The organism is Nonomuraea sp. NPDC005650, from assembly GCF_040605375.1.
Classification (GTDB): Bacteria; Actinomycetota; Actinomycetes; order Streptosporangiales; family Streptosporangiaceae; genus Nonomuraea.
The window spans coordinates 199,642-222,218 of the sequence record NZ_JBEXCR010000021.1; the positions used below are offsets into that span (position 1 = coordinate 199,642).

17 protein-coding genes are annotated in these 22,577 nt (G+C 71.9%); 13 read left to right on the forward strand and 4 right to left on the reverse strand.

The window, feature by feature from the left end; all coding sequences use genetic code 11:
* The first annotated feature begins 2 nt into the window (after window positions 1-2).
* The 7 genes from ABZS69_RS33915 to ABZS69_RS33945 all read left to right on the forward strand — a co-directional run bounded on the left by ABZS69_RS33915 (window position 3) and on the right by ABZS69_RS33945 (window position 10,053).
* The gene (locus tag ABZS69_RS33915) at window positions 3-566 is read left to right on the forward strand and encodes a hypothetical protein (RefSeq protein WP_355379450.1); all 564 of its coding nucleotides are present in this window, start codon (window positions 3-5) and stop codon (window positions 564-566) included.
* 31 nt (window positions 567-597) lie between these two features.
* Window positions 598-1,458, forward strand: coding sequence for an aminoglycoside phosphotransferase family protein (locus tag ABZS69_RS33920; RefSeq protein ID WP_355379451.1), 861 nt, complete (start codon window positions 598-600; stop codon window positions 1,456-1,458).
* A 44-nt stretch (window positions 1,459-1,502) separates the two neighbouring features.
* Entirely contained in the window at window positions 1,503-2,516 is a 1,014-nt protein-coding gene (locus ABZS69_RS33925) for a substrate-binding domain-containing protein (RefSeq protein WP_355379452.1), read from the forward strand.
* Between the two features lie 37 nt (window positions 2,517-2,553).
* Window positions 2,554-6,048, forward strand: coding sequence for a WD40 repeat domain-containing serine/threonine-protein kinase (locus tag ABZS69_RS33930; protein WP_355379453.1), 3,495 nt, complete (start codon window positions 2,554-2,556; stop codon window positions 6,046-6,048).
* A 49-nt stretch (window positions 6,049-6,097) separates the two neighbouring features.
* Complete coding sequence (locus ABZS69_RS33935; protein ID WP_355379454.1) at window positions 6,098-7,162, forward strand: NAD(P)-binding domain-containing protein; 1,065 nt, start codon at window positions 6,098-6,100, stop codon at window positions 7,160-7,162.
* 136 nt (window positions 7,163-7,298) lie between these two features.
* Complete coding sequence (locus ABZS69_RS33940; protein WP_355379455.1) at window positions 7,299-8,942, forward strand: protein kinase; 1,644 nt, start codon at window positions 7,299-7,301, stop codon at window positions 8,940-8,942.
* A 112-nt stretch (window positions 8,943-9,054) separates the two neighbouring features.
* Entirely contained in the window at window positions 9,055-10,053 is a 999-nt protein-coding gene (locus tag ABZS69_RS33945) for a hypothetical protein (RefSeq protein WP_355379456.1), read from the forward strand.
* 11 nt (window positions 10,054-10,064) lie between these two features.
* On the opposite strand, the gene ABZS69_RS33950 is transcribed toward ABZS69_RS33945, so the two are convergent.
* The gene (locus ABZS69_RS33950) at window positions 10,065-11,546 is read right to left on the reverse strand and encodes a sugar ABC transporter ATP-binding protein (protein ID WP_355379457.1); all 1,482 of its coding nucleotides are present in this window, start codon (window positions 11,544-11,546) and stop codon (window positions 10,065-10,067) included.
* 143 nt (window positions 11,547-11,689) lie between these two features.
* Here ABZS69_RS33950 and ABZS69_RS33955 point away from each other — a divergent pair, with 143 nt between their 5' ends.
* Window positions 11,690-11,905 carry a hypothetical protein gene (locus tag ABZS69_RS33955; protein ID WP_355379458.1) on the forward strand — a complete coding sequence of 72 codons (216 nt, stop codon included), beginning with the start codon at window positions 11,690-11,692 and terminating at the stop codon, window positions 11,903-11,905.
* On the opposite strand, the gene ABZS69_RS33960 is transcribed toward ABZS69_RS33955, so the two are convergent.
* The 3 genes from ABZS69_RS33960 to ABZS69_RS33970 all read right to left on the reverse strand — a co-directional run bounded on the left by ABZS69_RS33960 (window position 11,892) and on the right by ABZS69_RS33970 (window position 14,114).
* The gene (locus ABZS69_RS33960; RefSeq protein WP_355379459.1) at window positions 11,892-12,296 is read right to left on the reverse strand and encodes a DUF5360 family protein; all 405 of its coding nucleotides are present in this window, start codon (window positions 12,294-12,296) and stop codon (window positions 11,892-11,894) included. The genes ABZS69_RS33955 and ABZS69_RS33960 overlap by 14 nt on opposite strands.
* The gene (locus ABZS69_RS33965) at window positions 12,280-12,831 is read right to left on the reverse strand and encodes a TetR/AcrR family transcriptional regulator (protein WP_355379460.1); all 552 of its coding nucleotides are present in this window, start codon (window positions 12,829-12,831) and stop codon (window positions 12,280-12,282) included. Before ABZS69_RS33965 ends, ABZS69_RS33960 begins: the two co-directional genes overlap by 17 nt.
* Before the next feature lie 482 nt (window positions 12,832-13,313).
* The gene (locus ABZS69_RS33970; protein ID WP_355379461.1) at window positions 13,314-14,114 is read right to left on the reverse strand and encodes a DeoR/GlpR family DNA-binding transcription regulator; all 801 of its coding nucleotides are present in this window, start codon (window positions 14,112-14,114) and stop codon (window positions 13,314-13,316) included.
* 162 nt (window positions 14,115-14,276) lie between these two features.
* Between ABZS69_RS33970 and ABZS69_RS33975 the strand changes: the two genes are divergently transcribed.
* The 5 genes from ABZS69_RS33975 to ABZS69_RS33995 all read left to right on the forward strand — a co-directional run bounded on the left by ABZS69_RS33975 (window position 14,277) and on the right by ABZS69_RS33995 (window position 22,521).
* Window positions 14,277-16,808: a PA14 domain-containing protein gene (locus tag ABZS69_RS33975; protein ID WP_355379462.1), complete on the forward strand. Its 2,532-nt coding sequence runs from the start codon at window positions 14,277-14,279 to the stop codon at window positions 16,806-16,808.
* A gap of 510 nt (window positions 16,809-17,318) precedes the next feature.
* Window positions 17,319-18,353 carry an ABC transporter substrate-binding protein gene (locus ABZS69_RS33980; protein WP_355379463.1) on the forward strand — a complete coding sequence of 345 codons (1,035 nt, stop codon included), beginning with the start codon at window positions 17,319-17,321 and terminating at the stop codon, window positions 18,351-18,353.
* A gap of 67 nt (window positions 18,354-18,420) precedes the next feature.
* Window positions 18,421-20,619 (forward strand): ATP-binding cassette domain-containing protein, encoded by a 2,199-nt coding sequence (locus ABZS69_RS33985; protein ID WP_355379464.1) that lies wholly within the window; start codon window positions 18,421-18,423, stop codon window positions 20,617-20,619.
* Complete coding sequence (locus ABZS69_RS33990; RefSeq protein ID WP_355379465.1) at window positions 20,612-21,571, forward strand: ABC transporter permease; 960 nt, start codon at window positions 20,612-20,614, stop codon at window positions 21,569-21,571. The genes ABZS69_RS33985 and ABZS69_RS33990 overlap by 8 nt, the downstream gene beginning before the upstream one ends.
* The gene (locus ABZS69_RS33995) at window positions 21,568-22,521 is read left to right on the forward strand and encodes an ABC transporter permease (RefSeq protein ID WP_355379466.1); all 954 of its coding nucleotides are present in this window, start codon (window positions 21,568-21,570) and stop codon (window positions 22,519-22,521) included. Before ABZS69_RS33990 ends, ABZS69_RS33995 begins: the two co-directional genes overlap by 4 nt.
* Window positions 22,522-22,577 lie beyond the last annotated feature (56 nt).

The window sequence follows — 22,577 nt, forward strand, 5'->3', positions numbered from 1 at the left end:
CCGTGGGCGTCAGACGCGCTCCACTCCTGTTCGCCGCCGCCCTGGCCGCCATGGCCGTCGCGGGTCCGGCCGCGGCCGACGGGGTGTCGTGGCCGCGCCCGGTGCCGCACGTGACCGTGCGCCCGCCCACGCCCCCCAAGGGCGTCACCGTCGGGCCCACCGTGTCGGTGCCCCGGGTCCGCACGCGGCGCTCGCCCCGCCCCAAGGTGTCGATCTCGGTGCCGCCCCGCAAAGGGCCGGGGCCGCCCGCGATCGTGCTGCCGCACGTGACGGTCTACCGCGACGGCGTGTGCACGGGAGAGGTCCACGTGGGGCAGTGCCCGCGCAGGAAAGCGGTCCGGGTGCGCCCGCCCGCCCCCTGGACGCCGCCGGTGCGGGTGCCGGCGCCGGAGAAGAAGCCGAAGAAGACGCCCGAGCCCAAGGCGGCCGTCCCGATGTCGCGCTACCAGCGCGCCGTGGCGGCCCCGGCCCGGCGCAAGAGCCCGATCGGCACCGTGCTGGTCATGACCGTGCTGGTCTCGGCGATCACCTCGACCACGGCCGTGGCCTTCCGCTCCCGCCGCTGACGGCGCGGTGTTATTCGCGTGCCGTGCCCCGGTGCCGCGTGACACACTGACCGCCGGGTCGGGCGATCATCGTCCGGGCCCGGCGGTGATCGGGGGAGAGGCGGCCGTGCCCGACGAAGAGGTGCTGACCGGTGGCGGCGTCAACCACGTGGTACGCGTCGGCTCGACCGTACGGCGGCCGGTAGGGGCCTGGACCCCGGCCGTGCACGCGCTGCTCGGCCACCTGCGGGCACGCGGGTTCACCGGCGCGCCCCGCGGCCACGGGATCGACGGCGACGGGCGGGAGATTCTGGACTTCGTGCCCGGCGAGGTCCCCGGCTATCCGCTGCCGGAGTGGGCCATGACCGACGACGCGCTGGTGGCCGTGGGCACGCTGCTGCGGGACTACCACGACGCCACGCTCGACTTCCCCATCGATCCCGATTTTTCGTGGTATTTCCCGCCGGTGGGTCCGGCGGAGGTGATCTGCCACGGGGACCTGGCCACCTACAACTGCGTCTTCCGGGACGGGCTGCCGGTGGCGTTCATCGACTTCGACACGGCGCACCCCGGGCCGCGGATCTGGGACGTGTCCTACGCCGCCTACCGGTTCGTCTCGCTCAGCGATCCCCGGCACGAGGGAGTGGGCTCGGGGCCGGTGGAGGAGCAGGCCCGGCGGCTGCGGCTGTTCGCCGACGCGTACGGGCTCGGCGACGCGGACCGGCGCGCGCTCCCGTCCACGGCGCGCGCCCGCCTGGAGCACCTGGTCCGGCACATGTACGACCGGGCCGCCGCCGGCGACGAGGCGTTCGCCGGGCACATAGCCCGGGGCGACGACCGGTTCTACCATGCGGACATGGCCCACCTGGCACGCTGCGAGCCCGCGTTCCTGTCCGCCCTCGTGACAACGTGATGATCGGTCCAGCCACGGCACGCCCGTCGAGGTGAGGAGGCACGATGCCGGACACCCCCAGGCGCGCCACCCTGGCCACCGTCGCGGCCTCGGCAGGCGTGTCGGTCGCGACCGTCTCCAAGGTGCTCAACGGCCGCAGCGACGTCGCGCCCGCCACCCGATCCCTGGTGGAGTCGCTGCTGCGGCAGCACGAGTACGTCCCGGCCACGCCGCGCCGCGAGCTGTGCGGGAACGTCGAGCTGCAGTTCGACGACGACCTGAACGCCTACTCCACCGAGATCATCCAGGGCGCGGTGGCGGCCGGGGCCGAGATCGGCGTCGGGATCGTCGTCAGCATCAAGAAGGACGCCGGCCGCAGCACGGCCTGGGTCCGTGACCTGGTGGCCGCCGGCCGCACCGCGCTGATCGCCGTCACCTGCGAACAGCTGGCCGCCCAGCAGGTGGCCGCGCTGGCCCGCGCCCGCCTGCCGCTCGTGCTGATCGACCCGCTGAACCTGCAGAGCGCCAGCGTGACCAGCGTCGGCTCCACGAACTTCGCCGGCGGGCTGGCCGCCACCCGCCACCTGCTCTCGCTCGGCCACCGCCGCATCGCGTACGTCGGCGGCCCGGCCACTGCGGCCTGCAACCAGGCCCGGCTGCACGGCTACCGCGCCGCCCTGGAGGCCGAGGGCGCGCCGGTGGTCCCCGAGTACGTGCGGACCGGCCAGTTCCGCTACCACGACGGGCTGCTGGGCGGCGCGGCCGTCCTCGACCTGCCGCGGGCGCCGACGGCGATCTTCGCGGGCTGCGACGAGGTGGCCCTGGGGGTCATGGAGGCCGCCAGGGCACGCGGGCTGCGCATCCCCGAGGACATCAGCGTCGTGGGCTACGACGACACCCAGGTCGCCCGGATGGCCGCGCCGCCGCTGACCACGGTCCGCCAGCCGCTGCGCGAGATGGGCGGGGTGGCGCTGCGCACCGCGTTGCGGCTGACGGCCGGCGAGAGGATCGACTCCCATCACGTGGAGCTGGCCACGGAGCTCGTCGTCCGCGGGTCCACGGCGCCCGTGCCCGGCTGAGGCCAACCAATCGCGCCCCATCCGCATCAAAGGTCACGTGGAGAGTCTGGCGCCGGGTGATCCGGTCAAGATCGGCAAATACTGGCTCGCCGGCCGGCTCGGCGCGGGTGGCCAGGGTGTCGTGTATGAGGCGTACGACGACGAGGGCGGCCGGTACGCGCTCAAGGTCCTGCACGCGGAGGTACGCGACCGGCTGGCCAAGGAGGCCGCCGCCGCCCGCCGGGTCGCTTCCTTCTGCACCGCCAGGGTGATCGACGCCGACCCGGCCGCCACCCCGCCGTACATCGTGAGCGAATACGTCGAGGGCGTGGACCTGCGGCGCGCCGGGCGGCGGTTCGCGGGCGACGACCTGCACCGGCTGGCCACCGCCGTGGCGACCGCGCTGACCGCCATCCACGAGGCCGGGGTCGTGCACCGCGACCTCAAACCGGACAACGTCCTGCTCGGCCCCGACGGGCCGCGCGTGATCGACTTCGGCATCGCCCGCACCGAGGAGATGTCGCGGACGGCCGGCGACTACATCGCGGGCACGCCCACGTACATGGCGCCGGAGGTCTACTCCGGCGGGCGGGCGGGGACGGCGGCCGACGTGTTCGCCTGGGGCGGGATCATGGTGTTCGCCGCGACCGGGCTGGACCCGTTCAGGGCGGAGACCCTCGCGGGTGTCATGCACCGCGTGCTCACCTTCGATCCCGACCTCGGCGCGCTGCCCGAGCCGCTGCGGCCGCTGGTCGCGGCGGCGCTGAGCAAGGACCCGGGGCGGCGGCCGACCGCGCGGGGGCTGCTGCTCGCCCTGGTCGGCGGCGCGCACGACCCGCTCGGCGAGGGCAGCCAGCGCGGCGACGGCCTGCGGGCCGCCGCGGCCGACCCCGGGCTCGGCACGCTGGCCGAGGACGCCTACGACCTGCTCACCCCCGACCAGCGCGAGCTGGTGCCCGACCTGCTGCTGCGGCTGATCACGATCGACGGCGACGGCACGGAGACCGTACGGCGCGCGTCCGTGGCCGACCTGCTCCCCGAACGGCCCGCGGAGCGCAAGCGCATCCTGGACGTCTTCGGCTACATCCTCACCGAACGCGACGGCGAGGTGAGCATCGTCCGCCCGGCCGTGCTGCGCGCCTGGCCCAGGCTGCGGGGCTGGGTGGAGGCCGACCGGCGCGGGCTCGGCGTCCTGCCCGAGATCTCCCGCGCCGCCCACGCCTGGCACGAGCACGGCCGCAAGGACGGCGACCTGTTCCAGGGCAGCAGGCTGGAGGCCGTGCTCGACTGGGCCGCCACCGGCCGCCACCAGCTGACGCTGACCCCGCTCGAACGCGACTTCCTGGCCGCCGCGAGCGGCGTCACCCGGCGCCGGGCCGGCCGCCGCCGCCTGCTCACCACGGCGCTGGCGGTGCTGCTGGTGGTGGCGGTGATCGGCGCCGGGGTCGCGGTCCAGCAGGGACGCCAGGCCGCCGAGCAGCGCGACCAGGTGGCCGCCGAACGCGACCGCGCCCGTGGCCGCGAGCTGATCCACCAGGCCGACGACCTGCGCACGGTGAACCCGGTGCGGGCCATGCTGCTGAGCCTGGCCGCCTGGCGGCTGGCCCCGGGCCCCGATACCCGTTCCAGCCTCACCTCGGCCGTCTACCAGCGCGAGAGCACGGCGTTCAGCCCGCCCGCCGACAAGGGCGCGGCCACGCAGGCGGTCAGCGGCGACGGCCGCGTCCTCGCCGCCGTGAGCGAGCGCGGGGTGCGCGTGTACGAGGTCGCGACCGGCCGCCAGGTCGCCTCCTGGACCTCGCCGCGGCTGGCCGAAGGCGTGTACCAGGTGGCGTTGAGCCGCACCGGCCGGCTGCTGGCCATCGCGGTCGGCCAGGCCGTGACTGTGTGGCAGACGCGCACCGGCCGCCTGGTCGGCGTCAAGAACAAGCCGGGCGACGACCCGGAGCTGCTCCACCCCGATTTCGGCGACCAGGACTCGCTGCTGTCGATCAGCGTCACCAACGGCGTGACGGACCTGTGGGACGCCGAGCACGGCCGCGAGATCCCCACGAAGGAGTGGGATGAGCTCACCCAGTTCACCGTCGCCTCCTCGGGCAGGCTGGTCGCGATCGTGACGCCGTCGGGGGAGACGGTCCGCGTGTGGCGGCTGCCGGGCATGCGGCGGGTGCCCGCTCTCGAGAAGGGCTGCGGCACGGAAGCGGTCGTGGGATTCAGCGCGGACAGCCGGCTCATGTACTGCGCGGGGCAGCGGTTCCAGCTCCGGGACACCGCCTCGGGCAGGCTGGTCGCCGACTCGGAGGCGGAGGAGGACGGCTTGACCTGGGGGGACGCGGTGAGCGAGGCGGTCCCCGGCACCCAGTGGACGGTCCGGCTCAGCGCCGACAACCAGTTGGTCGCCGGCGCGCGCGGGCAGCGCGTCTGGGTCTGGGACGTGACCACGCACGAGGAGATCCTCAAATACGAGGCGCCGGGCGAGGTTACCGACGTGTGGTTCGACCCGACCGGCCGGACGCTGCGCTACCGGGTGGACGAGCGCATCGTCGGCCTCGCCCTGCGGCCCAGCACCGCGAGCACCCGCCCGCCCTCCGGAACGCAGATCGAGGCGATCAGCCCGGACGCGCGCCGGCTGCTGATCAGCACGTCGTCCGCGTACCGGGCGTGGGACGTGGCCGCGCGCCGCTCGACCGCGTCGTACCCCAACCCCGGCAACCCGACGCCGTGGCGGTTCAGCCCCGACGGCGACAGCCTGGTCTTCCAGGACGGGGAGGCGATCGTCGCCTACAGCCTCACCGACGGGCGGCGACTGTGGTCGTTCGGGGGCATTCCGGCGTTCCTCCCCATGGGCGGGGCCTACAGCCGGGACGGCCGCCTGTTCGCGGCGGTCTTCGCGCAGAACAACCAGAAACAGGATGACTTCCGCCTGCGGGTGTGGGACGCGCGGACCGGGAAGGCGGTCAGCAGCGTGAAACTGCCGCTCGTCACCCGCGACTTCGTCTTCCTCGCCGACGGTAAGACGATCGCGTCGGCGAGCGGGCAGTTCTACGACATCATGACCGGCAAGCCCGTCGGCACCGGGTTCGGCGCGGCGCGGAACCAGGGTTACATGGTCGTCGATCCGGCCGGGCGGCGGCTGGCCACGCACGACGGGCGCCGCCTCAGCCTGTGGGACCTGAGCGCCCGGCAGCTCCTGGTGCCTGACCTGCGCGTCGCCGGCCTGGAATTCGACACCGTCGTGTTCGCCCCCGGAGGCGACGTGATCGCCGCCTCCGACGTGAGCGGCGGGCTCCATCTGTGGGACGTGGCGACCCGGCAGCCGCTGGGCGGGGAGATCCGGCTCGACAGCAGCGGCATCATGCACCTCATGGCCTTCACCGGCGACGGGGGGCTGCTGCGGGTGGTCGGCGCGTCGGAGCGGGTTCACGACCTGCCGGTCGCGCCGGAGGCGATGGCGGGCGCGGTGTGCGCGCGGGCCGGGCGCACGCTCAGCCCCCAGGAGTGGCGCGACTATCTGGGTGCCACGGCGTACCGCGACGTGTGCGCGAAGGCGTGAGGCACCGGGTTCGGGAAGAGGGCGGGCCCGGCGGCGGTTTCACCCGATCGTGGAAGAGACCGAGGTGGTGGTGATCGGCGCCGGGCAGGCGGGGCTGTCCAGCGCGTACTTCCTGCGCCGGTTCGGGTTCGAGCCGGTCGTCCTGGACGCGGCCGACGGGGCGGGCGGGGCCTGGCGCCACCGGTCGCCGTCGCTGACCATGGACAAGGTGCACGGGATCTTCGACCTGCCCGGGGTCGCCCGGGTCCCGGGCGTGGACGGCCGCCGTCCCGCCGCCGAGGTGGTCCCCGAGTACTACGCGGCTTACGAGGAGGAGCTGGGGCTGGACGTCGTACGGCCGGTGCGGGTCGCCTCCGTCCGGCACGGCGCGGACGGCCGGCTGGTGATCGGCACGGACGCGGGGGAGTGGTCGGCCGGAGCCGTGATCAACGCGACGGGCACCTGGACCAGGCCCTACTGGCCCTACTACCCGGGGGCGCCGGACTTCGCCGGCCGCCAGCTCCACTACGCGGGCTACCGGGGGCCGGCGGAGTTCGAGGGGCGGCGCGTGATCGTGGTGGGCGGCGGGGCGTCGGCGATGCACGTGCTGTCGGAGCTCGCCGGGGTCGCCGCAGCCACGGCCTGGGTGACGCGGCGCCCGCCGGTGTTCCGGGACGACGACTTCGGCGAGGACGCCAGGCGCGAGGCCGTCGCGCTGGTCGAGGAGCGCGTGCGCGCGGGGCTCCCGCCGCAGAGCGTGGTGAGCGTCACCGGCCTCGGTTACAGCACGGTCGTCCGCGAGGCCCTGGCGAAGGGCGCCCTGGACCGCCTCCCCATGTTCGACCGCCTCACGCCGGACGGCGCCACCTGGCCGGACGGCTTCCACCTGGAGGCGGACACGATCATCTGGGCGACCGGCTTCCGATCGGCCCTCGACCACCTCGCGCCCCTGCGGCTCAGGGAGCCGGGCGGCGGGATCCAGGTGGACGGCACCCAGGCCGTCAAGGAGCCGGCCCTGCAACTGGTCGGCTACGGCCCCTCGGCCAGCACGATCGGCGCGAACCGGGCCGGGCGCACGGCCGCGCGCAACGTCCGTGGCTACCTGGCGAGCCGGCCGGCGCGGCCCGCCGCCTGACCGACCTACTATGCGGAGTAGTAAAGATACCGATTGCCGCAGCGCGCCGGTTACTCGCGCGAAGGGGGTCGACACGGGGTGTGACCCCAGGTTAGCGTCCTGACATAAGGATCTTTATCCGGTCAGGAGGTCCCACATGGAAGTTCCCGGCTACACCGAGATCCGGGAACTCGGACACGGCGGCACAGGTCGGGTCATGCTCGCCGTACGGGACTCAGACGGGCTGGCCGTCGCGATCAAACACCTGTCCGACCCGCTGCGCGAGGACGCGGAGTTCGTCGAGCGGTTCCGGGCGGAGGCGGAGGTCATCCGCGAGATCGACAGCCCGCACACCGCCCGCCTGCTCGACTACGTGGAGGGCCAGGACGACGCCGTCATCGTGATGGAGCTGGTCGACGGCGTGACGCTGCGGCGGCTGCTGGAGCACGAGGGCGCGACGGGCGCGGAGGCGGCGCTCGTGGTGCTGAAGGGCGCGCTGCTCGGGCTGGCCGAGGCACATCAGCGCGGCGTCGTCCACCGGGACTTCAAACCCGAGAACGTCATCATCACCCAGGACGGCGAGAGCAAGCTCGTCGACTTCGGCGTGGCGACCCACTTCGGGGAGACGGCCGCGCTCGTCGGCACGCCCTCGTACATGGCCCCCGAGCAGTGGGACGACGCCCCGGCCAGCGCCGCGACCGATGTGTACGCCGCCGCGCTGGTGTTCTTCGAGTGCCTGACCGGCCACCGGGCCTTCCAGGGCGAGAACGTGGCCGCGCTCGCCTACCAGCACCAGTTCATCCTGCCCCAGCTGGGGGACGTCGACGAGCCGCTGCGGCCGCTCCTCGAACACGGCCTGGCCAAGGACCCGGCCGGGCGGCCCGCGTCGGCGCAGGCGTTCCTGGCCGAGCTGGAGGAGGTCGCGCTCGCCGAGTACGGCGACGAATGGGAGCGGCGCGGGCGGGCCGGGCTCGGCGTCGTGGCCGTGCCGCTGGCCGCGCTGTTACCCAAGGCGCAACCGGTTGCCGAGAGCACCACCAGCGTGGTCCAGAGCACGCTGGCGCCGGCGGCCAAGTTCGCGGTGACGGGCGGGCTGGTGCTGGCCACCGCGGCCGCGGTCGTGTCGGCGTTCGTGATCCTGGGCGACTCGCCGGGGCCTGGGCCGGGCGTCGCGCTGCCGCCCGCCACGTCGCGGACCCCGGCGCCGGCCTCACCGACCTTGGCACCGACCACTGTGCCGCCCTCCGCTGAGCCCACTCCCAATGAGTCGATCACGGGTACGCCGCCCGTCACGTACGCCGGTCAGCCGACGGCTCCACCCACGGCTCCTCCCACGGGCGGGCTTGGGAGCGCCCGGCCCACGACGCGGGAGCCGACGCGCTCCAGCCGGCCCACGGATCGGCCCACCGGCCGACCCACTGGCCGCCCCACCACGCGGCCGCCCACCGGCGAACCCCCGGCCACCCGGCCGCCGACGACCAGGCCCCCGACGAGCCCGCCGGACACCGAGCCGCCCACCACCCGGCCGCCGGTCACCCGGCCTCCGACCACGAGCGCGCCCGATCCCGGCACGCCGCCCGCGACCAGGAACAGGGAGCCGCTCATCTCCGTCTCCGTCCGGGTGTCGGTGAACCTGCCCATCCTCGGCGGCGGCGACGATGACGGGCTGCTGGACGCCGACATCGACCTCGGTCTGGGGTCGAGCCTCCTGGGGATGGTGATCGTGCCGGGCTCGGTGCTGGTCGGCCGGCAGATCGTGGCACGGAGGGTACGACGACCGCGCGATACCGAAAAGTCGTGAGTTGTGTGCGGAGCGGCGTGATCCCCTACTATCAGCTCTCGAATAGAGGGCATCCCCCGGCCTGGATTGGTGCTGACCGGAACCTGCCCTGCGGCTCGGGGTGAGGAGAAGTGTGGCGGTTGCGTCCCGGGCCGACCGGCTACGCGGTTCAGTCCGTGCGCTCTCCGCGGCGACGTTCGCGGTGGCGCTGCTGACGGCGGGGGCTCCGGCACAGGCCGCGCCCAAACCCACGGTGAAGCAGCTCAAGAAGGAGCTCTCGGCGCTCCAGAAGGAGTCGGACAAGCTCATCACCGACTACTACAGCAGCAGAATTGCCCAGCAAAAAGCTGAAAAATCGGAAAAGTCGGCGCGGGAGAAGCTGGCCGCGGCCCAGGCGGTCTACGACCGGGAGTCCGCCGAGCTCCGCGCCATGGCCGTCGCCCAGTACATCGGCGGCGACCCCGGCCAGATCGCCCTCTTCACCAGCGGGCAGGACCCGACGTCCTTCCTCGGCCGGATGGCGCTCAACCAGCACCTCGTCACGCTCCAGGACACCCGGCTGCGCGGCTACGCCAAGGTCAGGGACGCCCACCGGCAGGCCAAGGACGAGGCCGACGCGCGCGCGAAAGAGCTCGCCCAGACGGCCGGCGAGCTGGAGCAGCGCAAGAAGAAGGCCGAGAAGCAGATCGAGCGAATCAAGGACAAGATCGACCAGCTCTACATCGGGCCCGGCGTGCGGCGGCCGGACGGCACGTGGGTCCCACAGCTGCCCGGCGGGGCCGACAACATCACGCCCCGGATGCGGCTGGTCAAGCAGCTCGTCCAGGAGCGGTTCAGCGTTCCGTACGGGATCGGATGTTACCGGGCGATCCAGGACGGCGGCGAGCATCCGCTCGGGCGGGCCTGCGACTTCATGCTGAGCCGCGGCGGCGCGATGCCGTCGGGGGCCGAGATCGGGCGGGGCAACGAGATCGCGGCGTGGGCGATCAAGAACTCCAAGCGGCTGGGGATCATGTACATCATCTACCGGCAGCGGATCTGGCACGCCAGGACCGGCTCCTGGCGCACCATGTCGGACCGGGGCGGCACGACGGCCAACCACTACGACCATCCCCATATTTCGGTTTATTAGGGGGCGTGCCGTCAGTCCTTGGCGAGGGCAGCCAGCAGGCGGTCCTCCGTGACCTCGGGGCCGACCAGCTGGTCCGTGATCGAGCCGTCGCGCAGCACGACCACGCTGTCGCAGTTGTCCACCAGCTCGCTCACGTCCGACGAGATCAGCAGGATCGCCAGCCCGTCCACCGCCAGCTCGTCCAGCAGCGCCTGCATCTCCACCTTCGTCGCCACGTCCACGCCCCGGGTCGGCTCGTCCAGCAGCAGCACCTTCGGCTGCATGGCCAGCCAGCGCGCCAGCAGCACCTTCTGCTGGTTCCCGCCCGACAGCTCCCCGGCAGGCTGCCTGGGTGAGACGGCCTTGATCCCCAGCCGCTTCATGAACGTCGCCACGATGCTGTCCACCCGCGCGTCCGACACGATCCCCGCCCGCGACAGCCGGGGCAGGGCCGCCAGCGCGATGTTGTCGCGCACCGACAGCGTGGGCACGATGCCCTCGGTCTTCCGGTTCTCCGGCACCAGGCCGACGCCGGCGCGGATGGCGTTCCTGATCGACCACTTGCGCGAACGCGCCCCCGCCACCGTCACCTGGCCCGCGTCCACCGGCAGCACGCCCGCGATGGCCCGGGCCGTCTCGCTGCGCCCCGCGCCGAGCAGCCCGCCCAGGCCGATCACCTCACCCGCCCGCATCGCGAGCGACACCCCGTCCAGCACGTGGTGGCGGGTCAGGCCCTTGGCCTCCAGCACGGGCAGGTCGGCGGGCTCGGCCGGCTCGCCGGGGTGGGCGGCGGGCTCCACGGGATGGAACGGCCGCCCCAGCATGAGCGAGACCAGCCGCAACCGGTCGAGCCCGGCCAGCGGTCCCGTGTGCACGACCCGGCCCTCGCGCAGCACCGTGACCCGGTCGCAGATCCCGTACAGCTCCTCCAGCCGGTGCGTGACGTACACGACCGACCGGCCCTCCTCGCGCAGCCGCCGCACGGCCCCGAACAGCGTCTCCAGCTCGGCGTGCGCCAGCGCCGACGTGGGCTCGTCCATGATGACCACCCGCGCGTCCGCCGAGGCGGCCCTGGCCAGCGCGACGAGCTGGCGCGCGCCCTCGCCCAGCGCCCCGAGCGGCCGGCGCACGTCCACCTCCAGCCCGTACGCGGCCAGCACCCGCTCGGCCCGCGCGTGCACGGCCGCGGAGTCGATCAGCCCGAACCGTCCCCTGGGCTCCCTGCCGAGCAGCAGGTTGCGGGCGACGCTCATGGTCGGGACGAGGTTCGTCTCCTGGTGGACGGTGGCGATCCCCGCCCGTTCGGCGTCGGCCGGACTGCCGAACCTGACCGGCCCGCCCGCGAGGCGCAGCTCGCCCGCGTCCGGCTGGTGGACCCCGGAGAGCACCTTCACCAGGGTCGACTTGCCCGCCCCGTTGCCGCCGATCAGCGCGTGCACCTCGCCGGGGCGCACGGACAGGGTGACGTGGTCGAGGGCGGTGACACCCTGGAACGTCTTGAGAACGCCTGCCACCTGTAGCACGGTTGCCTCCGCCTCGATCGTGGTCGAGGAAGGAAACGTTATCGTAACGACCTTGTCACATTCGATCAGAACCGAGCGTAACTCGTCACCAGGCGCTCTGGGGTAGGGGCTGAGGCGCGGGGAGAACCGCATCCGTGGCACATCTCGCCTCCCCGCCGACCGGCGGGAACGACGTCAACCTGCGCCTCGTCTGGCCTCAGTGGCAGGGCGCCGGCACATCGAGCGCCCGGGCGTTCGCCTCCGAGTTCCCGCTCGACCTGGCCCGCCGCGGCTACGCCGTGGGCACGGCGGTCCTCGAAGCGGCCATGGCGGACCGACACCGGGCGCGGAGCTGTTTCATGACGCCGTGAGGCCAGGTCGTGACAGCGTGAGCCGGACGATCGCGGGGAGCGGGAAGAACATGAGATAGAGGTTCGGCAGCCACCAGATCAGCGAGAAGTCGCCGCGCAACGTCCAGAACGCGATCGCCATCAAACCGGAGGCCGTGGTCAGCACGAGCGAGACCAGCATCAGCCCCGGCCCGGACGGCGAGCCCCGGCGCAGGAGGTGCAGGCTGGCCAGGCCGGTGACGCTGGCCAGGAGGTCGATCCAGAGGAACGACCAGTTCCAGTCGGCCATCAGCGGATCGGCGTAGTCGGCGAACGCCCATTCGGGCGGGACCAGCCCCAGCCCGGTGACGGCGAAGTAGACGACGAACCCCAGATCCGTGAGCAGCATCAACGCCTTAGTGACGCGTAGCACGGTCGATCGCCTCCATCAGATAGCGCCTGGTCCGTTCGTGCAGCGCCGCGTCCGGTTCGCCGAGCCCGAGCAGCCTGGCCGCCCACCAGCCGTCGATGGCCAGCCGCACCGCCGTCGCCGCGCCCGGGTCGATGCCGTCGTCGGTCAACCTGGCCTGCCAGGCGGCGAACCTCTCCCTCAGCGGCGCGAGCCCCGCCGGATCCACGAGCACCGCGGCCAGCAGCGCCGCGGTCACCCGGTCGGCCGGGGCGTTGGTCGCTGTGGGGTGCTCGGGGATCGTCGCGTTCAGGTAGGCGCGCAGGAAGTCACCCGGCTCGTCGCCGGTCTCGGCCAGCGCCTGGTCGAAGGCCTTGGTCAGCCGGTCGACCATGGCGGCGACCAGCGCCTGCTTGGTGGGGAAGTGGTAGAACAGACCGCCCTTGGACACACCCGCCCGCCGGGCCACCGCTTCCAGAGTCAGGGCCTCGGCCCCCTCGGACAGCAGCACCTCGGCCGCGGCGTCGAGCAGCCGTTCTTTCGAGCTGGATCGCGGCATAAGGCAAACTATACCGGCCGACCGGTACACTTTGCGGGCCACCCACGCTCGGGTAATGCCACCGCCGACGATGCGACTCCACCCACCTGCCAGCATCCTCCGCCCGCCCGCCCGCCCGCCCGCCCGCACCCACGCTCGTCCGCCCGCACCCACCCGCGCCCGTCCACCCGCTTGCCAACGCCCGCCCGCCCTCGCTCATCCACCGCGCGCCCGCCCATCGCGCCCGCCCATCGCGCCCGCCCACCCGTCCGCATGCCTGCACCCGTGTCGCTCCGCGCGCCGGGCGTCTCATGGCCGCGGCACCCGTTCCCGACAGCCGCACTCGTTCCGCGCAACCTCCGCCCACGCATCTCGCCCACGCATCTCGCCCAAGGGCCCAACCCCGGGGTGCCTGGGCGTTCGGACTTCCGCTTCAACACCGTCGGCAAGGGCCGCGCCCAACCCCGGGGGTGCGTGGGCGTTCGGGCGGGCGAGGGAGAAGGTCAGAACTGGGCGACGTGGAGGCGGACGCCGCGGGCGCTCAGGTCGTCGAGTACGTCCCGGGGTGCCGTGTCGTCCGTGACCAGGTGGTCGATCCGGTCCGGTGGCACCGTCTGGACCATCGTGTCCACGCCGATCTTGGTGTGGTCGGCCAGCACCACGACCTCTTCAGCGGCCGCCGCCAGCGCCCGGTCGACGCCCGCCACCTGCATGTTCGGCGTCGACAGCCCGCGTTCGGCGGTCAGGCCGTTGCCGGAGATGAACGCCCGGCGCACCCGCAGCCCCGCCAGCGAGTGCTCGGCCGCGCTGCCCACCAAAGCCAGGATCGAGCCGCGCAGCGTGCCACCGGTGAGCATGACCTCGACCCGGGGCGACCCGGCCAGCGCCTGCGCGACCAGCAGGGAGTTGGTCACCACGGCCAGCTCGGCGTGCCTGGTCAGGCGGCGGGCGAACTCCTGCGTCGTGGTGCCGGGCCCGATCACGATCGCGTCGCCGTCCTCGACGAGGGCGGCGGCCAGGTCGGCGATGGCGGTCTTCTCGGCGGACTCGAGCGACACCTTGTGCGCGTATCCGGCCTCGCGCGACAGCTCGCCCGGCAGGGTGGCGCCGCCGTGGTGGCGGTTGAGCAGGCCCTCCGACTCCAGGGCGCGCAGGTCGCGGCGGACGGTTACCTCGGAGGAGTGCACGGCCTGGGCGAGCTCGCGCAGCGACACCGCGCCGTTGGCGCGCACCAGCTCCAGGATGCGCTGCCGGCGTTCAGCGGCGAACACGGGTCTGCGTCCGTCGCTCTGCGTGTCGCTCACGTCCCGATCATAGTGGACAGGCCAAGATGAGTTCACCTCTGATCGTATGAGAACGAATTTGATCGGAAATCTTGACCGGCTCGGTCCGCCAGTGCTTACTTGAGAGCGTGTCAGGGTCAAAAGCTGTCCGAACCTGATCGGCGCGTTTCGAAAGGACCCCCCGTGCGCAAGCGCCTCGCGTTCCCGCTGGCCGTACTGATGTCACTGTTATGGCAGCCGTCTTTCCCCGCCGCCGCCGCAGCTCCCGACCAGGCCGCCGACGCCCGGAACGGGCTGCGCGGCGACTACTACCTCGCCTCCGGGGCGGGGAAGTTCGACTTCGCCGAGCTGAAGGCCAGCGTCGTCGACCCCAACCTGGAGCTGACAGACCTGAATCCGACGTTCAAGCTGCTGGCCGGCAGGGAGGACGACGTCTCCGTACGGTGGATGGGTCAGATCCAGCCCAAGTACTCCGAGACGTACACCTTCTCCATCATCGGCGACAACGGCTTCCGACTCTGGGTGGACGGCAAGCCGGTCATCGACCACTGGGTGGACGACTGGGACCGGGAGCAGACCGGCACCCCGATCACCCTGGAGGCGGGCAGGAAGTACGACTTCAAGGTCGAGTACTTCGAGCACTTCGGCGGCGCGAACCTGCGGCTGCGCTGGCAGAGCCCGAGCCAGCCGAAGCAGATCGTGCCCGCGGAGGCGTTCACGCTGCCCGAGGGGTTCGCGCCGCCCGGTCCGTCCGACGCCAAGGTGAACGCGGCCGGTGACGTCGCGACACTGGCGTTCGCCAAGCCCTTGGGGGCGCTGCCGGCGGACGCCCTCGGCAAGCTGGACGTCACCGTCGCGGGCACCAAATGGCCCGCAACCTCCGCAGTCCTGAAAAATCCGCAAACCGTAGAACTGAAGCTGAAATATCCGATCCCGTCCAAGGCCGGCAGCGCCGTCCGCGCCGCCTACGACGGCGCCGGCGGCCTCACCTACGCCGACGGCAGTGCCGTCGAAGCCTTCCCGTACGCCTACGTCGCCAACGGCTCCGCCTACATCCTGCGGACGAAGTGGTCTGACGACGTCAACCCGGCCAATCCGCTGCCCGAGTACCCCCGGCCCCAGCTCGTCCGGGACCGCTGGCGCAGCCTCAACGGGAAGTGGCAGTTCGCGCCGGCCAAGGCTGACGAGGCCGCGCCCGTCGGCCGCGACCTGCCCGAGCGCATCGTCGTGCCGTACCCGGTGGAGTCGCAGCTGTCCGGCATCGGCCGGCACGAGGAGCGCATGTGGTACCGCAGGACGTTCGACGTGCCCCGCACCTGGCGCGGCGAGCGACTGCTGCTGCACCTCGACGCGGTGGACTGGCAGTCCACGGTGTACGTGAACGGCAAGCAGGTCACCACCCACAAGGGCGGTTACGGGCGGATCACCGTGGACGTGACCGACGCGCTCAGGCGCAGCGGCCCGCAGGAGCTGATCGTCGGCGTGTACGACCCGACCGACGCCGGCACGCAGGCCATCGGCAAGCAGCGGCTCGACCCGAGCGGCATCTGGTACACCGCGAACTCCGGCATCTGGCAGACCGTCTGGATCGAGCCGGTCGCCAAGGAGCGCATCGAGCGCGTCGACACCGTGCCCGACCTGCGCGGCCAGGCGCTCTACGTGACCGTCCAGGGAACCGGCGGCAAGGCCACGGTCATCGCAAGGGACGGCCGCCGCGTCGTGGGCAAGGTGACCGGCCCCTTGGGCCGCGAGCTCAGACTCCCGGTGCCGAACCCCAAGCTCTGGACCCCGGACGACCCGCACCTGTACGACCTGGAGGTCAGCCTCAAGGACGACAAGGTCACGTCCTACTTCGGGATGCGCTCCATCGCGGTCTCCGGCAACCGGATCCTGCTGAACGGGCAGCCCGTCTTCCAGCTCGGCCCCCTCGACCAGGGCTTCTGGCCCGACGGCATCTACACCCCGCCGACCGACGAGGCACTGCGGTACGACCTGGTGCAGACCAAGGCGCTCGGCTTCAACGCCGTCCGCAAGCACGTCAAGGTCGAGTCCGACCGCTGGTACTACCACGCTGACAAGCTCGGACTGCTGGTCTGGCAGGACATGCCGGCGGCGTTCCGCACGGATGACAGACCCCAGTTCGAGGCCGAACTGCGCGAACTGGTCGACCAGCACCGCAGCAGCCCGTCGATCATCATGTGGGTGCCGTTCAACGAGGGCTGGGGCCAGTACGACCAGGCCCGCATCGCCGATCTGGTCAAGAGCTGGGACCCGTCGCGCCTGGTGAACAACATGAGCGGGATCAACTGCTGCGGCGCGGTCGACGGCGGCAACGGCGACGTCAAGGACTTCCACATCTACCCGGGCCCCGGCAACCCCGGCAAACCATCGGGGACGCGGGCGAACGTACTCGGCGAGTACGGCGGGCTCGGCCTGCCGCTGATCGGCCACACCTGGTCGGGCGGCGGCTGGGGCTACGCGGTCGAACCCGACCCGGAGGCCCTCACCACCCGGTACGTCGGGATGGTCAAGGAGCTTGAGCGGCTGCACGCCTGCGAGCAGCTCAGCGCCGCGATCTACACCCAGACCACCGATGTGGAGACCGAACTGAACGGACTGATGACGTACGACCGGGCCGTCACGAAGCCGGACGTGAAGCGCGTACACGACGCCAACACGGCCCTGACGAGCGCCATCAACCCACCCTGCACCTGACACGCACACCCACTCGGCACCTGGAAAGCCTCGTCTGAGGAACCTGGGTTCGACGGGCCCCGTCCGACGGTTCCCGTGTCCGACGGCCCTTGGGCCCGACGGCCCCCGCGTCTGAGAAACCTGGGTCCGACGGGCCCCGTCCGAAGATCCCCGCGTCCGAGGGTGCTGCGTCCGACGGCCCTTGGACCCGAGGGTCCGACGGTCCCGCGTCCGACGCTCCCGCGTCCGACGGCCCTGGGTCTGATGGCCCCCGCGTCCGACGGGACCTGGGTCCGTCCAAAGCACGCCGCACCTGAAACACCGCACCTTTGAAAACTGAAACGAACACCGCGCCCGTCCGACGGGCGCGTAGCTCCTGATCGAACCGTGTGCGCCGCACCCCGCCTGAACCGCAGGCCGGAACACGGCGACCGCGGGTGAACGCCGGTCGTCCGGGCCCTGTGGCCCGGGCGCCGGGCCTGATAGGAAAGGAACGCCATGACCCCCCATATCCGGACAGCCGCATTAGCATTGGCCGTCCTCCTCACCGCGGCCGCGTGTGCCAAGGCCGAGGCGCCGCAGGGCGTGCCCGCCACCGCGAGTACGGCGGGGCAGCAGGTCGTGCAGTCGCCCACCGGTTCGGCCGGGCCGACGTGCACGCTCGACCAGTTCGGCGGCACGAAGTTCGACCTCAAGACGGCCACGGTCGGCTTCTCCCAGTCGGAGAAGGAGGCCAACCCCTTCCGCATCGCCGAGACCAAGTCGATCAAGGACGAGGCCGCCAAGCTCGGCATCACGAACCTCAAGGTCACCAACGCCCAGTCCCAGTTCTCCAAGCAGATCACCGACGTCCAGCAGCTCATCGCGCAGGGCGTACGGCTCCTCGTCATCGCCCCCCTGAACTCCGACGGCTGGGAGCCGGTCCTCCAGCAGGCCGCCGCCAAGAAGATCCCGATCATCACGGTGGACCGCAAGATCAACGCCAAGGCGTGCAGCGACTACCTGACGTTCATCGGCTCGGACTTCTACGAGCAGGGCAAGCGCGCCGCCGACCGCATGATCGAGGCGCTGAACGGTAAGGGCAAGGTTGCCATCCTGCTCGGCGCCCCCGGCAACAACGTCACCACCGAGCGCACGAACGGCTTCAAGGACCGCGTCAAGGAGAAGGCGCCCGGGATCACGATCTCGTTCGAGCAGACCGGCGAGTTCGCCCGCGAGAAGGGGCAGCAGGTCACCGAGCAGCTCATTCAGTCCAACCCGGACATCAACGGCATCTACGCCGAGAACGACGAGATGGCCCTCGGCGCCGTCACCGCGCTGAAGGGCGCGGGCAAGGAGCCCGGCGACATCAAGATCGTGTCGGTGGACGGCACCCGCAGCGCCGTCCAGGGCATCGCCGACGGCTGGCTGCACGCGGTCATCGAGTCGAACCCCCGCTTCGGGCCGCTCGCCTTCGAGACCGCCCAGAAGTTCCTCGACGGGCAGCCCATCCCGGACAAGGTGATCATCTCCGACCGGGACTACGACACGGGCAACGCCAAGGATTCCATCGGTGAGGCGTACTGACTTGGAACCGGTTCTCGAGGCCCGGGCGGTCAGCAAGCGCTTCCCCGGCGTACTCGCTCTGGACGGCGTGTCCCTCGCCCTTCGCCCGGGCGAGGTGCACGCCCTCGTCGGCGAGAACGGCGCGGGCAAGTCAACACTGATCAAGGTCTTCACCGGCGTGTACCAGCCGGACGGCGGCGAGCTGCGCTACCGGGGCACTCCCGCCGCCTTCGGCACGCCCATGGAAGCGCAGCGCGCCGGGATCTCCACCATCTACCAGGAGGTCAACCTCGTCCCGATGATGAGCGTGGCCCGCAACCTGCTGCTCGGCCGCGAGCCGCGCGGCCGCTTCGGCGTGATCGACGCGGCCGCGATGCACGGGGAGGCGCGACGCGTTCTCGCCGGGTACGGGGTCGCGACCGACGTCCGCCGGCCGCTGCGCACCCTCGGGGTCGGAGCCCAGCAGATGGTCGCCCTGGCCAGGGCGGTCTCCGTGGACGCGCGGGTGGTCATCATGGACGAGCCCACGTCCTCGCTGGAACCGCGGGAGGTGGAGACGCTGTTCGGGGTGATCCGGCGGCTGCGGGACGCGGGGATCGCCGTCATGTACGTCAGCCATCGGCTGGACGAGCTGTACCGGGTGTGCGATGAGGTCACGGTGCTACGGGACGGGCGCGTCGCCCACTCGGGGCCGCTCGCGGAGGTGGAGCGGCTGCGGCTCATCTCGCTCATGCTCGGTCGTGACCTGAACGAGGTCCGTACGGGCGGCCTCACCCGCTTCTCCCGCACCCGCCACCGCGCCATCACCCTTGCGACATCCTCGCCGGACCCTGTGGGGGTGGAGGGAGGTCCGACTCCGGCGGGCGATGCGGTGTCGGCGGAATCTGCCGCGTCGGCAGGGTTTGTGGCGTCGGCGGGTTCTGCGGGAGCGTCCGGTTCCAGTGCCTCGGTGACGTCCGGCGGTGCTGCTACCGGCGTGCTCGAAAGCGCTGCCACTGGTGCCGTGCCCGAAGGTGCCGTCACTGGTGGCGTGCCCGAAGGCGCTCCCACTGGTGGTGTGCCTGGTGGCGCCGTGACGCGCGGCGGTGGTGCAGCCGGTGCTCTCCCCCATGCGGGTGTTCCGGCTGGCGGCGCTTCCATCGATGCGCACGGCGGTGCTTCGAGTGCCGTACCCGGTGGCGGTGATGCGTTGGTGGCGGTGGGCAGTGGTGCTGCGGCTGTGCCTGGCAACGACGGGCGGGGGAGTGCTGCCGCGTTTGACGGGGACGCGCCGCTTGCGTCCGACGGAACGACCCCGGCCGAGGGGGTGGGGGCGCCGGTGGTTGAGGCGCGGGGGCTCACTCGGCGTCACGTTCTGGAGGGCGTGGATGTGGCCATCGCGCCCGGGGAGGTCGTCGGGCTGGGCGGACTGCTGGGCGCGGGGAGGACCGAGACCGCGAAGGCCATCGTCGGCGCGCTTCCGCTCGACGGCGGCCAGGTGCTGGTGGCGGGGCGGCCCCTCAGAAGGGGGACGAAAGCGGCGATCAGGGCGGGGGTCAGCCTGTTGCCCGAGGACCGCAAGGCCGAGGGCATCATTCCGACCCTCTCGGTACGGGAGAACATCGCGCTGGCCGCCCTTCCCAGTCTGGGCAGGGCAGGCGTGGTGTCCGATGCGAAGATCGACCGGGTGGTCGGGATCTTCATGCGGAGGCTGAGGATCAAGGCCGCGTCGCCGCATCAACTGGTGTCCGAGTTGTCCGGCGGCAATCAGCAGAAGGTGCTGCTCGCCCGCTGGTTGGCCGTGCGTCCCAAGGTGCTGCTGCTCGACGAGCCCACCCGGGGCATCGACGTCGGGGCGAAGGCCGAGGTGCAGGCGCTGATCGACGAGCTGGCCGCGGAAGGGCTGGGCGTGCTGCTGATCTCCTCCGATCTGGAGGAGCTGGTCGAGGGCGCCGACAGGATCCTGGTGCTGCGCGAGGGCGCGGTCGTCGGGGAACTGGCGGGCGACGAGGTCACCGAGGAGAGGATCATGGCGACGATCGCTGAGCACACGGCCGGAGATCTGACGTTCGCGGATCAAAAGGCGGCAGAGGACGCGCCCGCTGATGAGGCGGCGGAGGAGGCACGCCCGGCTGTGGGTGAGGCGGAGGTGGAGCGTCCGGCTGCTGCGGAAGAGGCAGACGTGGGGCGGGCGGTTGCGGGTGAGGGGGACGTGGGGCAGGGGGCCGGGGAGCGGTTGGGTGTGAGGCGGGCGGGCGAGGAGCAGATAGGCGAGGAGCAGATGGGTGAGGGGCGGGGCGATGGCTGAGCTCACCGTGCAGGGGCGCGTCGCGGTGCTCAAACCGCGCGTGTTCGCCTGGGTCCAGGACTACGGCGTGTACGCGGCGGTGCTGGCGCTGCTGCTGTTCAACGTGCTGTTCACCCCGCACTTCCTGGACGCCGCGAACTTCCGCACCCAGCTCGTCCAGGTCACCCCCATCGTGATCGTCTCGCTCGGGATGGCGCTGGTGATCGGCACCCAGGGCATCGACCTGTCGGTCGGCTCGGCGATGGCGCTCGCGGCCGCGCTGGTCGTGCTCTATCTCGGGTACGGCTGGCTGCCCGCGCTGATCGTGGCCGTGATCGGAGGCGCGGTGGTCGGGGCGGCGGGCGGGGCGCTGGTGGCGTACGTGGGAGTGCAGCCGATCGTGGCCACCCTGGCGCTGCTGGTCGGCGTGCGCGGCCTGGCGAACGTCCTGGTGCCGCAGCTCGTCGAGTTCCGCAACCCGGACCTGATCGCGCTCGGCAGCAGTTCGGTGGCCGGGATCCCGGTCATCGTGCTCATCGCGGCGGCGCTGACGGTGGTGGTGCTGTTCGTGGTGCGGCGGACCACGTTCGGGCGGCAGGTGGTGGCGATCGGCGGGAACCGGTCGGCCAGCGAGCTGTCCGGGCTGCCGGTCAAACGCGTGCTCCTGACCGTCTACGTGATCTCCGGGCTGCTGGCGGCCCTGGCCGGGGTACTGGCCACGGCCCGGCTGCAGGCCAGCGACCCGACCTCGCTCGGCCTGTTCATCGAGCTGTCGGCGATCACGGCGGTCGTGGTCGGCGGCACGCCGCTGACCGGCGGCCGCATCAGGGTGCTGAGCACGGTCATGGGCGCGCTGCTCATGCAACTGCTCTCGGCCACCCTGATCAAGCACAACCTGCCGCAGTCGTGGACCCAGATGGTCCAGGCGGTCATCATCCTCGCCGCCGTCTACGCCACCCGGGAGCGCCGATGAACCGTGAACAGGTGAGCCGCATCCTCCAGCAGCACGGCGCCATGATGGTGCTCGGCCTGCTCGTGATCGTGGGCAGCCTGGCGTTCGACTCGTTCGCCACGCCGGAGAACGCGGCCAGCGTCGTCGTGTCGTCGTCCTTCCTGGCGATCATCGCGATCGGGATGACGTTCGTCATCATCAGCGGCGGGATCGACCTGTCGGTGGGGTCGCTGTTCGTGCTCGGCGGCGTGCTGGCCGCGTACGGGTCGCAGTACGGGCTGATCGTGGCGCTGCTGCTGCCCCTGGCGGTGTGCGGGGTGGTCGGCCTGCTCCAGGGCCTGGTCATCGCGCGTACGGGGATGGCGCCGTTCATCGTGACCCTGGCGGGGCTGCTCGGCGTGCGCGGGCTGATGCTGGCGATCTCGAACGAGGGCGCCACCACCTATCTCGTGAAAAATCCGGCCTTCGCCACACTCGGTCAGGGCGAGCTCCTCGGCCTGTCGTACCCCGTCTACATCACGATCATCCTGGCCCTGCTGGCGATGGTCCTGCTGCAGCGCACCGGCTTCGGCCAGAACGTCTACGCCATCGGCGGCAACGAGCAGGCGGCGGCCTTCATGGGCGTCCCGGTCGTGCGCACGAAGGTCTACGTGTACGTCATGTCCGCCCTCCTCGCGGGCCTGGCGGGGGCGTTGAACGCCGCCCGGCTCTCCTCCGGGGTGACGATCCTGGGCATCGGGCTCGAACTGGACGCCATCGCGGCCGTGGTGATCGGCGGCACCCTGCTGACCGGCGGGGCGGGCGGGATCACCGGGACCGTGGCCGGGGTGCTGCTGCTCGGGGTCATCCAGAGCCTGATCAACCAGGTCGGGAGCCTGACGTCGGCGTTCCAGCAGGTGGTGAGCGGGATGTTCCTGGCGCTGGTCGTGGTGGCGCAGCGGCTGCTGAGCAAGGCGCAGCGCCTGACGTGACAGCGGCCCGGGGCGGCGAGGATACGAAGAAAACTCACGAGTGATGTAAGCCGTTT